This window comes from Nitrospina gracilis 3/211 (genome assembly GCF_000341545.2).
GTDB lineage: Bacteria > Nitrospinota > Nitrospinia > Nitrospinales > Nitrospinaceae > Nitrospina > Nitrospina gracilis.
Genome location: NZ_HG422173.1, coordinates 1629953 through 1642596, shown reverse-complemented (window position 1 = coordinate 1642596; position 12644 = coordinate 1629953). Strand labels below are relative to the sequence as shown.

8 protein-coding genes are annotated in these 12644 nt (G+C 56.7%); 2 read left to right on the top strand and 6 right to left on the bottom strand.

What is annotated here, in order from left to right; genetic code table 11:
* Positions 1-16: 16 nt before the first annotated feature.
* Positions 17-1816 (bottom strand): spermine/spermidine synthase domain-containing protein, encoded by a 1800-nt coding sequence (locus TX82_RS07745; protein WP_187291936.1) that lies wholly within the window; start codon positions 1814-1816, stop codon positions 17-19.
* A gap of 335 nt (positions 1817-2151) precedes the next feature.
* Between TX82_RS07745 and TX82_RS07735 the strand changes: the two genes are divergently transcribed.
* Positions 2152-2925: an ADP-ribosylglycohydrolase family protein gene (locus TX82_RS07735; protein WP_005009015.1), complete on the top strand. Its 774-nt coding sequence runs from the start codon at positions 2152-2154 to the stop codon at positions 2923-2925.
* A gap of 100 nt (positions 2926-3025) precedes the next feature.
* Positions 3026-4519: a pentapeptide repeat-containing protein gene (locus TX82_RS07730; RefSeq protein WP_052338224.1), complete on the top strand. Its 1494-nt coding sequence runs from the start codon at positions 3026-3028 to the stop codon at positions 4517-4519.
* A 138-nt stretch (positions 4520-4657) separates the two neighbouring features.
* Here the strand turns inward: TX82_RS07730 and TX82_RS07725 are convergent, their stop codons facing one another.
* The 5 genes from TX82_RS07725 to TX82_RS16230 all read right to left on the bottom strand — a co-directional run.
* On the bottom strand, positions 4658-5839 hold the full coding sequence (locus tag TX82_RS07725; protein WP_005009010.1) for a KamA family radical SAM protein: 1182 nt from the start codon (positions 5837-5839) through the stop codon (positions 4658-4660).
* An 808-nt stretch (positions 5840-6647) separates the two neighbouring features.
* The gene (gene kbl, locus TX82_RS07720; RefSeq protein ID WP_005009006.1) at positions 6648-7844 is read right to left on the bottom strand and encodes a glycine C-acetyltransferase; all 1197 of its coding nucleotides are present in this window, start codon (positions 7842-7844) and stop codon (positions 6648-6650) included.
* Between the two features lie 35 nt (positions 7845-7879).
* Positions 7880-9037, bottom strand: a complete 1158-nt coding sequence (locus TX82_RS07715; protein WP_222822988.1) for a zinc-binding dehydrogenase — start codon at positions 9035-9037, stop codon at positions 7880-7882.
* 89 nt (positions 9038-9126) lie between these two features.
* A complete protein-coding gene (locus TX82_RS07710; protein WP_005009002.1) occupies positions 9127-10608 on the bottom strand; it encodes a Ycf46 family AAA ATPase in 1482 nt (493 codons plus the stop codon).
* 17 nt (positions 10609-10625) lie between these two features.
* A partial coding sequence (locus TX82_RS16230; RefSeq protein ID WP_222822986.1) for a hypothetical protein occupies positions 10626-12644 on the bottom strand: 2019 nt, incomplete at its 5' end.

Genomic DNA, 12644 nt, shown 5'->3' with positions numbered 1-12644 from the left:
TTGAAGATTCCGGTTCTCAAACCAGCGGCGGATCACAACCAGGTTCGCGAACAGCACCATCCACCAGGATGGAGGAAAACACCAGCACGTTGACCAGCCACGTCGACCCGAACAGCAACGACATTTCGGTGACGCTTTTGGTTTCGAGCAGGAGAAACCCCGCCCCCAGCAGGAACAGGGTCCAGTCCGGTTGGTGCTTCAATTTAGTTCCTCCCGCACTCCACCACACCAGCACCAGGGAGAAAGCCAGGATGAAAGCACCGACACTGAAGTAATGGCTCGGCACCTTCGGCTCCTGCAGGTAGAGGTACGGCCAGTTATCCGTCGGGATTTGGTACTTCGGGACCAACTTCCCATCGGGGCCGATGGGAACGTCAAACTTTTCTTGAAAGGCGGGGAGGGCCGGATCGTCCCAGAAGCTTTCGTCAATTTGATCCGACCATCCCGCCACAAACGTGAAATTGAACAGGTGCGAGGGTTGAATATACCGCATGAGCGGTTGTTCGTGGAACACTTCCATTAATGTAGTATAAATTTTTTCTGCGATGAAAAACTTGCCGGACAAATGGTAAAGGATAAGCACCCCGCCCGGCTTGAGATGATCGCGGATGGACTCAAACGACTCGCGCGTGTAGACGTAGTTGTCGAGGCGTACCGACGACATGCTGGAAAGAAGGGTCTGGCTGTCCAGCGTGCCGAGCACAATGACGTCGTATTTCTCTTTGTTTTTTTTCAGGAACGCCCGCGCGTCGTCGTTGTACACCTTCACCCGGGAGTCCGCGTACGGTTTCTGGAAATGATGCTGTTTGCCGAGACGCAGGATTTCGCGGTCGATCTCCACCGCATCCACATGTTTGGCTCCATGGTGAAGGGCGATGGTCACATCGTTTCCCGTGCCCGCTCCCAGCACGAGCACCCGTTCCACGGATCTGGCGAAGTGGTAAGGCGCAGAGAAATCCTTCATCACCCTTCTGTTATAGGGAGACCGGGCAACGGCTTCATCCGAAAAATTCAGCGCGTGTTGATGGAATGAGCCGTTCACGGACAGATCAAAATGATCTTCGTGAACGGAGTAATTTATTTTGTAATAAGGAGACCACAGTTCCCCGCCATTTTTCCCGTTGTGTCCCAAACTGTAAACCAGAAACAGCACCACGGGCAGGCACAGTGTGGAAACCAGCACCCGGCGATTGTCCACACACAGCGCGGCAAAGTACACGGAGCCAAACGAAAACCACACGACTGGCGGCATGGACAACCAGCTGAACAGAGAAAACGCCGCAAGCCCCAGCAGGCTGCCCAGGATGTTGACCGAATAGGCGACCAGTGGTCTAAAGCGGTCAAACTCGCGCACGATTCCCGACCCAAGCGGGACGAATACCATCGTGGACAATACAAAGACCACGAACACCACCGTCTCCATTCCCCAGGTCTGCACGGCTTCGGAGGGCTTCACCACAGTGGTCCACAAATATTCCCCCTGCGCCTGCGGCACCTGCACCCAGACATTGGAAAAGTAATTCACTACCACCATCAGAACCAGCAGCAACGGGGCGAACCCGATTACGGTGGTGCGGCCGCGTGCCTGGAGGATCATACCCACACCCATGCCGAGAAAGGCGGAGATGAGAACCAGGTTGATGAAATAGGAAACCACCTGTACGTGAGCCGGAATGAAACGGATCAGCGCCACTTCGAAAAATAGAAGAAGGAAGCTGAATCCCAAAAGGCGGAACGCCGACCAGACGGGAAACACATCCCTTTTTGGCGTGGTTTCAGCAGGTGACAGGGTCGAAGTAGTGGTGGATGCGTCCAAACGGGTACCGGAAGATAAGGTTAGCGGATTTGTTTCAGAATAAGGGCAAGGAGTTCCGCTGGCAAATACATTCTGCGATTTTCCGCATCCTTTCATGCCTTAAAAGGCCCTGCCTTTCAATGTGTTACCAAGGCAACCCCAAAACCAATGATAAACCGCGCCCTACCTCAGGGAGTTGCAATATTCCGGCTGTCCGGTCCTTTTCATGGACAGCCGTCTTGTCAATCCCCACAAGAATGGTATAACGACGGCATCCATCGGCCTTCGGCAAGAGGGCAAAGGCTGCGGCCCAGTGGAGGACCCCCGCAGCATAAATGAAATGAAAGGAGGCGTTCATGCTGGGTGCCATCGCAGGCGACATCATCGGGTCCCGCTTCGAGCACGCCCCCATCCAAACCGTCGATTTCGAACTGTTCACCGACGCTTCCTGCTTCACCGATGACACGGTGTTGACCGTTGCCGTGGCCGACAGCATTTTCAACGGGACCAGCTACGGAAACACGCTGAAAAACTATTTCCGGCGGTATCCCGATGCCGGATACGGGGGTGGTTTCCTGAAATGGGGCCAATCCGACGCTTCCCAGCCTTACAACAGCTGGGGCAACGGCTCGGCAATGCGGGTCAGTCCCGTTGGCTTCGCCTTCGGTTCCAGCGAACTCGTTTTACTGGAGGCTGAAAAAAGCGCGGCAGTGACGCACAATCACCCGGAGGGCATCAAAGGCGCGCAGGCCACCGCACTGGCGGTTTTCCTCGCACGCAGCGGATCGGGGAAAGACGCGCTGGCGGAGGAAATCGAATCGCGTTTCGGTTACGACCTGCACACGCCGCTCGATATCCGGAGGCGTGATCATACCTTCGACATCTCCTGCCAGAAAACGGTTCCGCCTGCCCTGCGCGCGTTTCTGGAATCGACGGATTTCGAGGATGCGGTGCGGAAGGCCGTCTCGCTGGGAGGAGACAGCGACACCCTCGCCTGCATCGCCGGTGCGGTCGCCCATGCGTTTTACCGCCACATCCCCGATGCGATCCTGGATACCGTGCTGGACCGTCTCGAATCCCCCCTGCGGCGTGTCACCACCCTGTTCTGCAACCGCTACAGCTGCCTCTGAGGAATCCGGACATTTTTTCGAAACCCGCTCTTGCGTTTATTCCGGTCCTCATATATGTTTTTGACTTGTTTTTCATCCGGAACCCTGCCGGAATCCCCAAATGAACAAGGGTTCTCAAGCATTCAAACGGGAAAAGTCCATGGCCGATCTCACGCGCGAAGAAGTCGAAGACATCCTGAACCAGCTGAAAGAAGTCCGCGAACGCGAAGCCGAGGAAGCGGAAGCCAATAAAGGAAAACCCCAGGAGGAAGAACCCGAGGTGGAAGAGGAGCCGTCGGAAAACGGGAACGATGAAACCGGGGAAGATTTAAATGAAGGAACCGCTGGCGCCATAGACCTAGAAGAAAAAACGAGTGAAGAGGAAGAAGACGATACCCCGCACCTGCGGGATATGGATCTCTCCGGTCTGGACCTCTCCAATCTCATTTTTTACGGCGCGGACATCAGAAACTCCAAACTGGTAGGCACCCGCCTGACGGACTCGGACCTCTCGGATTGCCTGCTCGACCACGCCGACCTGAACAAGGCCGACTTGACCGACGCCATCCTGAACGACACCAAAATGACCCTGGCCAACCTGACCGATTCAGTGATGGAGCGTGCGGACCTGCGCCGCGCGGTTTTGCGTGAATCCACCCTCACCCGCGCCAACCTGGTCGACGCGAAATTGATCAAGGCCGACTGTTCAAAAACCGTGACCACTTCAGCCAACCTGACCGGAGCCGACCTCTCCCGCGCCAGCTTCAAGCAGGCGGACCTGACGGACACCAACCTCTCCGACGCAAAATTGAGCATCGGCGTGTTTTTCGAAACCAATTTCACCAACGCCCAGCTCACCCGCGCGGAAATCAAGGGCGCGAAACTCCACGGCGCGCTGTTTCAGAATACAAAAATGATGCGGGTGGATTGCACCAACGCGGACATGACCGAAGTGAAAATGATCCGTGCGGAGGTGGCGCGGGCTCGTTTCAACGGGTCCATCATGCGCCGTGCCAATCTGGAAGGTTCCAATCTGAGCGAATGCATCATGGATATCGCTGACCTCAACAACGCCATCCTCAATGACGTGAAGTTGGATGGCGCGCACATGAACCGCACCAAGCTCAACGACGCCAAGTTGCGCGGGGCGGTCCTGCGGGGTGTGCACCTGAGCCGGGCGAAGCTGGTTAAAGCGGACCTCACTGGGAGCGACCTGAGCGACGCAAATCTGGAAGGAGCGGACCTCACGGAAGCCCTTCTGGATGATTCCGATTTGAGCCGTGCGAATCTGAAAGAGGCGGTTCTGGGAAAAGCCTCACTTAAAAATTCCGCCCTTGCCGGAGCGGACCTGCGCAAGGCCAAACTGAAAGGAGCCGTGCTGGAAGGCGCGGACCTCGCCGGAGCGCGCCTGCGCCATGCTTCCCTCGTGAAGGCCCATCTTAAAGGCGCGGATCTCCACCGCACCGAACTCGATGAAGCGGATTTCTCAAACGCCGACCTGCAGGGTGCAAACCTCACCGGCGCGAAACTTTGGGAAGCCAACCTCACCCAGGCCAATCTTGAGGGGGCAAAAACCGACCACGCGGATTTCACTGACGCAAAGGGATACAAATAATCCACACGGGTTCACCACCCCCTCCCGCCGGCAACCGCGCGCCCTCAAGCAACCTCCTTTTTCACGTACAAAATAAAACACCCCGCACCGTTCCTTCCCGGAACCGTGCGGGGTGCATGATTGCCCATCTATGTACCGCTAGGCGTACTCGAAGTCGAAGGCGGGTTCCTGCCTCATAGCCCGCTCGTCCTCCAGAATGTAATCATCCACCAGTTCATTGTAGTCGTCGAACCAGAAGGCTTCCGGATTACGCTTGTACACCATGAAGCGCGAACTGTTCCTGTTCTCTGCAGCACGCTGGTATTTGAAATAAATGTTGCGCGCCGACAGGCCGATGATCTCGATCTTGCCCGTGCTGTGCGACATCACAAACCTTGCTCGTTTGGCCAGGCCGGAACCCCTCATGCGGGCCAGTTCGAAGATTTCGTATGCCTTTTCGATCGGCAGCGTATACGGACGGTTGCCCAGTGTCGGCCGGCAATGAAACACGTAATACGGCGGCACGCCAATGTAGGACAACCGGTTCATCAACTCGCTCAGGACCTGCGGGTCGTCATTGACTCCCGCAATCATCGGCGTCTGGTTGATGACGACGGCCCCGGACTTCATTAGAAAATCCAGCCCCCGCACCGCTTCCTGCGTCAATTCCCGCGGATGATTGAAGTGCGCCATCACGTAAATGCGCTTCTCCGGCAGGCTGTACTTTTCAAACATGGCTCGCAGGGAATCATCGTTGTAAATGCGCATGGGATTGAATGCCGGAATCTTCGTGCCGATGCGGATGATCCTCACGTGATCGATCTCGCGTACCTGCTGAATGATGGGCTCCAGCTTGGACGTGGACATGATCAGCGGGTCGCCGCCGGTCAAAAGCACGTTACTGATCTCCGGATGCTCGCGGATGTATGCCAGCCCCTCGGTGATGTCCTTGGTGACTTCGTCGTTGTCGTCCATGAACAGGCGCTTGCGAAAACAGAACCTGCAATAGGCCGCACAGACTTCGTTTACCAGGAGCAGGGCCGTGGAATCGTACTTGTGCTCGATGCCGTGACCCACGGTGTACGACTCTTCGTCAGAAGCATCCAGCCGCCCCCATTCATTCAATTCGCTGACGTCGGGGACCACAATTTTCCGGATGGGATCATTCGGGTCGTCCCAGTCGATCAGCGATTGGTAATACTCATTGGTGCGGAAAATAAACTGCTCGCTGACCGGCGCCAACGCCTTTATGTCTTCCTGGCTCAACTGTGGGACTTGCCCCAGCTTTGTCAGGTATTTAGGCTTCATGTCGCCACCCTTGTATTGAGATTTATGAAACATGCCAACACCCCCTTTTATAGCTGCTGCGAGGCCTTCCGGCAAAATTCGTAGCAAAGGTGATTCCTTTCAAAGAGCAAAACATCCCCGGCGGTTTTACCCTTCAGCAATTCAGTTTTAAGCTAACGGATTATTCAAATGAAACCAGGGTTCGGCTTCAACGGCGAATCCAATGATTCATTGGACCGGGGATGGAATGGTTCCTTCTTCAAAAATTCAAAAGCGATTTTTGAATTTATGTAAAAAGAGAAAACATGAGTATCAAATTTGCGAGGGACGATCAACCTATAATTGATTTCGATCCAACCCAAACAATTTGAACTGTGCTTTCTTATATTTTCTCACAAATGCAAAATGTCGAATGATTTTATGGGAAATAAATTTTTGTACAAAAAAAATCAGGTATTTGTTTCAACTAAAATAATGCCAGGAAACTCGCGTTCGAATTAAAAAAGATTTTCCAATTAAAATTTTTCGCGTTTATTTTTGGTGAATGGGATGCTCCAAAAACGGCCTATTTTTCAGCGTGCATTTTTTCCATTTCAGGATCGGTGTTAGCTCAATCAAACGATATGGTTAACCGGTGACCCGGGGAACCACCTCCGGCCGGCACAACCCAAACACCCCTCTGGTTCAGCGCTTCCGAAATATCTTGAAGAAATCGGATATACTATTTTTTCACAAATAATCGAAAATAAAACGAAAATTTTTAACCCCAAAATTCCGACTTCACCCAACCTCAATCTCATTAACTACACTTAAAAAAACAACCAAAGAAGGTAGCTACGCAGGGCTTAAATCCCACAGGGTGTCAGGCCGGGGACAGGACTGAAAAGGATTCGCCCACCTTCCTGAAGGCATCAACGGCTCGATCCAGGTCCGTAGTCTCGTGAGCCGCTGAAATCTGCAGGCGTATCCTGGCCTCTCCCTTGGGCACAACAGGATAGCTGAAACCGATCACGTAGATGCCCTCCTTGAGAAGAGCGTCGGCCATCTGGTGGGCCAGCCGGGCGTCGCCCAGCATGATGGGGATGATGGGATGGTCACCGGGCTTGATGGCAAACCCGGCCTGGGTGATGCGTTCCCGGAAATAGCGGGTGTTGTCCGCCAGCTTTTTAACCAGATTTTGGTTAGCATCGATAAAATCAATCACTTTCGAAGTGACTGCGGCGATCACCGGTGACAGCGAATTGGAAAACAGGTAAGGCCGCGAGCGCTGCCTTAAAAGGTCCACCACTTCCCGCCGAGCGGAGGTGAATCCCCCGGACGCCCCACCCAGCGCCTTGCCAAAAGTGGAAGTGATTATACCCACCCTTCCCATAACCTCGCCATTTTCAATGCTTCCGCGTCCCGTCGGACCGAAGAACCCGGTGGCGTGACTGTCATCGACCATCACGGTCGCACCGTAGCGGTCGGCCAGGTCGCACAGGTCCTTCAACCGAGCCACGTCGCCATCCATGCTGAACACGCCGTCGGTGGCGATCAGCTTGAAACGGTACTTTTCCGCCGCTTTCTTGAGACGCGTCTCCAGATGGTTCATATCGCTGTGGTTGTAGCGGAAACGCATGGCCTTGCACAGGCGGGTGCCGTCGATGATGCTGGCATGATTCAGCCGGTCGCTGAACAGCGCGTCTTTTTCCGTGAGCAGGGTTTCGAACAGGCCGGTGTTGGCGTCGAAGCACGACGAATAGAGGATGGTGTCCTCCATGCCGAGGAACCGCGAAACCTTGCTTTCCAGTTCCTTGTGCACCTCATGCGTGCCGCAGATGAAGCGCACCGAGGCCATGCCGTAGCCGTAGCGGTCGAGCGCTTCCTTCCCCGCGGCGATCATTTCCGGGTGGTTGGCGAGGCCAAGATAATTGTTGGCGCAGAAGTTCAGCACCTCCCCCTCGCCGGTGCGGATGTGTGCGTGCTGGGAGGATAGCAGGGTCCGTTCCTCTTTATATAACCCCGCCTCACGGATGTCCTGCAACTCCTGCCGGATGAATTCGAGATGCTTGTTGTCCATGTCGGAATTGCCTCCTCAAATGGAAGGGTGCACGGTCAGAACCGGAAAATGATCTTTGGATGTTCCTGAATGGCCGTCTCGAACGCATTTCGGTCGAAAGAATGAAACGGGAACAGCGTTCCCTCTCCCCGGTTCAGGATCACGTCATAAATCTTGTCCTGCAGGTCGTGGCCTTTCGACATCAACAGGTTGCTCATGGTGTACCAGGTCTGGAACACTTCCCGCCCGACCACCCCGTGCAGGGTTTTGCCGTGCATGACGATCTGCTGGTAGTCGGTCAGCGTGAAATCGCCCGCCGACAGGCCGAACAGGATGACGTCGCCGCCGGTACGGGTCGCAGAGAGCGCGGTGTTGAGGGCGCGGTTGCTCCCGGACATCTCGAACGCCACGTCCACCCCGGCGCCGAAACAGTCGTCGCGGATACGGGCGACGATGTCCGCATCCGGGCCCACCTCCCCTTCCTCTACGGTCTTGTCCACTGGAAGGGTCAGATCGACGCCCAGCCGCCCGGCCAGCTTGAGGTTCTTGGCGTTGGGATCGACGCCGATGATGTGGGTCGCGCCCATCGCCCGCGCCACCAAGATGGTGAACAGGCCGATGGTGCCGCATCCGAAAATGGCCACCGTGCGCCCGCGCAGATCGACGCGACTGCACGCATGAACCGCGTTGCCCAGCGGATCCTGGATGGCGGCCACCTCAGGCCGGATGCGGTCGGTGTCCACCCGCCACAACCCCTTGGCCGGGAGCTTGATGTAGTCGGCGAAACAGCCGTCGGTGGAGATGCCGATGATCAAATGGTCGGCGCACACGTGCTGGTCGCCGATTTTGCACTGATGACACCGCCCGCAGAAGATGTGCGATTCGGTCGAGACCGTGTCGCCCGCCTTGTAGCCGTACTGCTTGGCGGCGTAGGATCCCGCCTCCACCACCTCGCCCAGCAGTTCGTGCCCCATGATGCGGTAATGTTGGCCGTCGCGGTGGAGTGAGTCGAAGATCATGTCGCGGAACGATTTGCGGAACCAGATGCCTTTGTCGGTCCCGCAAAATCCGGCAAAGCGGGGTTTGATGATGACCTTGCCGCCGTCATCGGGATTCTTGCGTTCGTCGAGAGAGGGTTCACTCACGTCGGTGAACGTCATGCCTCGGGTGGTTTCCCAGTCTTTTTTCTGGATGTCGAGAATGAGGGCTTTCACATAGGCGCTCCCAAAAAGGTACATCTTTAAATATGGGAGCCCCGGACGGCAGGCGCAAGCGATTTACAGGGTTGAAAAACAGAGCGTGTTCAGGAAGCGGGACGCGCCCGGTGCTTGGCCCAGTCGCGCAGGTACTGCACCTTTTCCTTCATGGTGACCGCCAGCGGCACGGTCCGACCGATTTCCTGCGCCACGTCCTCCGTCGTGAACTCGCGGTCCTCGGCATAGGCGCGGTACATGGCGGAGAGAATCGCCTGCTCGATTTCCGCACCGCTGAACTGATCCGCGGCCTTCGCCAGCGCGGCGACGTCGAACTTTTTCGGATCGCGTTTTTTGAGCCGGATGTGGATGTCAAAAATCTTCGCGCGTTCTCCTTCTTTTGGCAGGTCGATGAAAAAGATTTCGTCGAAGCGCCCCTTGCGCAGTAATTCCGGCGGCAGGTCCTCTACGTTGTTGGCGGTGGCGATGACGAAAACGGGTTTCGTCTTCTCCTGCATCCACGTGAGGAACGTGGCGAAAATGCGCGCCGTGGTGCCGCTGTCCACCGAACCGGAGCTCTGGATGCCGGAAAACCCCTTTTCGATTTCGTCCAGCCACAGGATGGTCGGGCTCATGGCCTCGGCCTGGTGAATGGCCTTGCGCATGTTGTCCTCGGAGGAACCGACGAACGAATCGAAAATCTTGCCAACGTCCAAACGCAGGAGCGGCAGATTCCATTCGGCGGCGATGGCCTTGGCGGCGAGGCTCTTGCCGCACCCCTGCACCCCCAGCATCAGCAAACCTTTTGGTTCCGGCAGTCCGTAGTCGCGCGCCTTCACGCTGAAGGCGCGGCCGCGTTCGGCCAGCCAGCCTTTCAGTTTGTCGAGCCCGCCCACCTGGTTGAGTTGCGTCGACAGGCCGATGAAATCGAGGATACCGCTTTTGCGAATGAGCTGTTTTTTCTCCTCGATGATCGACGGCAAGTCGTCCCAGCCGAACTGCCGCCCGGTGATGAGCGCTTTGGCAAACACGTTCTCGGCTTCGTTGCGCGTGAGACCCAGCGTCGCCTGCACCACTTTTTCCAGCAACTCCGGCGGCAGGTCGATCTTCACCTTGTCACTGTCGCGATAGGGCGCGAGCAGTCGATTGAGCACGGCGGTGAGTTCCTTTGGATCGGGAAGCGGCAGGTCGAACACGGTGATGTCTTTTTCCAGCTCCGGCGGAATCTTCATGACCGGCGACACCAGCACCACGGTCTTGTAGCTTTTCTTGAGGTTGCTGATGAGGTCGCGCAGGCGGCGAAGAACGATTTCCTTTTCCAGAAACGGATGGAAATCGCGGAGCACAAAGATGGCCTTTTTGTCCGACGCCTCGATGTGTTTGAGGATCGATTCCGGTTCGTTGCAGTCGGGGCCGCCGTCCTTCGAAGGCACCAGGCCCTGCGACAGGCTCCAGGTGAACAGGTCCTTCCGGCTCGACTGCGCAATTTCCTGCAGTATCTCTTCGGCGCGCGCTTCTTCCGAGGTCACCAGGTACAGTAGGGGGTACCGGGCGCGGATGGACAGGGACATGTCTTCCTTGAGTTGTTTCATGGCGTCTCCCGGGTCGGTTAAAATTCAAGAAAACCGGAGCGGTCTTCCAGATCCGCCGCGTCCGCGATCAATTGATGGTAATGACACTGCTTGGCATCCAGCACCACCAGCCGGTTGGTTCCGGGACTGGCGGCGAGGGCTTTGACGGTGGAACCGCAATGAATTTTCCATACCAGTTCCACCGTGAGCACCTTGTAACACGAAACCGCATCGCGGGCCGGAGCGAGTTCCAGTATACCGTCCCCGTGCTGGGTGAGAACCGAACGCGGTGAATGAAGCACTGCCTCTTCCGGTTGGTAACCAAGCTTTTCCAGTACGAACATATGCTTGCCCGTTCCCCGGAACACTGCAAAGCGCGGCAGGAGATCGATGCCGCCCAGCGCCTCCGGCAGGGCGAACTTCCAGTCGCGTTCGCCTTTCGGGTTGAAACGGTGGCATCCGCCGTCCCGGCATCCCAGATAAAGACCGGTATCGTCCAGCGCCCAGGCGTCGATCGGCGCGTTGAGGCGAAGGCGTTTGCCCTTCATCGTTTTCAGGTCCAGCAGAACTGCCACCGCAGGCGACGTGTGGAAGGCCGCCATGCGGATACGCTGGTTCAGCAAAATGGCGCGGATGGGCAGGTCGAAATCGTGCGAACCTTTCTTTTTGCCGTTTCCGGAATAAAACCCAACCCAGCCGCTGGCGTCGTATGTCATGAAGGCCCGGCCTTCGGGGTCGATCCCCACCGCCTTCAGCGGGTAGTGGTAAAATCCGATCTGCGTCTCCTTCCCCGTCTCCATATCCACCACCCACAACTCGTTGCCGCTCCAGAAAAAGGCGCGATCGCCTGTATCCGAAAGCCGGGCGTGATCCATGCCCGTCATGAAGGTTTTCGATAGCAATCCGCGGCCCGCGTCGTCGAGCAGGCGGAAGTCCTTGCGTCCGCCCATCAGAAATCGTTTGCCGTCGGCGGACAGGGACAACACCGGATCGCCGTGGGCGAGCGACGGAGGTACCTTCTCCTTCCAGATTTCCTTTTTGTCGGACACCTCGCTGAAGCTGGTGAGTTCCAGGTAATCGGTGCGCGCTTCCGTGTCCTTCACAAACTTGTGGCAGGAAAGCACCCCGGATTCCTCGAACGTCAACACCCGGTCCCCTTTCCGGTCCACGAACAGCCCGTCCACTCCGCTGTCGAGTTTCGTCTGCCACACCACCTGCGCTTCCCGGTCCACCATGTAAACATTGTGGAATGGATCGGACAAAAGCAGGTAGTCGCCGGATCCGCTGACGTCGATGTGGTTCACCATGCCGTCGAGATCGATGTGGCGCAAGGTGCGCGCCTCACCATCGAAGATATACACCCCCTTGTCGAAACAGCAGATGGCCAGCGCGTCGCCGGAGTCGCTGGTCACGATTTCCGAGGGACGGTCACGCCCGAGGTCGATCGCCGCCGGACAATTGACCAGCCACAGATTGGCGCCGTGGCCAGTGTATAGCCCGAGTGAAACCTGGTTGTGCACGATCCAGAACTGATCCTTTTTCCCGACGGCGCGGACCACCCGGCGCGGTGACGGCAGGGGCAGGCGCTGGCGGACTCGGCCGGAACCGTCGACCTTGAGCGTCTCCGCTTTCCAGCCCCACAGGTAAAAGAAACCGCCTTTCGCCTCCACCGAGGTCCACACCGCGTCGTAATCCTGGCGGAAGGTCTGTTTTCCGGAAAAATCAAATCCCGTCACATGGCTGTACTCATCGAGTGCCGCCAGACGTTTTTTGACCGGCAACAACCGCACCTGCCTGACAGGTTTGCCCACGTTTGCATCCAGCAGAACCTGCCCGTTGGCGTCCAGCAATTGCACGTGCCCGTCCTCAAAGCCGAGCGCGAGGAAGTGCGAGACGCCGTCGTAATCGGCGCAGGTGACGTCTCCCTGCACTTCCAGCGCCCACAGGCGGACGCCGGATTTGCTGGTTTGAGGTTGTGAGCGTGGCGGCACGGCGTGTGGCAGTGGAATTAGAGTTATGACCAATAATTCAATGGGGTAATAGACCCCTCCCCCAAT

What these genes read in the sequence shown, in the direction of transcription:
- TX82_RS07735 (WP_005009015.1), top strand. Translation starts at nt 2,152, where the DNA reads ATGCTGGGTGCCATCGCAGGCGACATCATCGGGTCCCGCTTCGAGCAC.
- kbl (WP_005009006.1), bottom strand. Translation starts at nt 7,844, where the DNA reads ATGGACAACAAGCATCTCGAATTCATCCGGCAGGAGTTGCAGGACATC.
- TX82_RS07725 (WP_005009010.1), bottom strand. Translation starts at nt 5,839, where the DNA reads ATGTTTCATAAATCTCAATACAAGGGTGGCGACATGAAGCCTAAATAC.
- TX82_RS07710 (WP_005009002.1), bottom strand. Translation starts at nt 10,608, where the DNA reads ATGAAACAACTCAAGGAAGACATGTCCCTGTCCATCCGCGCCCGGTAC.
- TX82_RS07730 (WP_052338224.1), top strand. Translation starts at nt 3,026, where the DNA reads ATGAACAAGGGTTCTCAAGCATTCAAACGGGAAAAGTCCATGGCCGAT.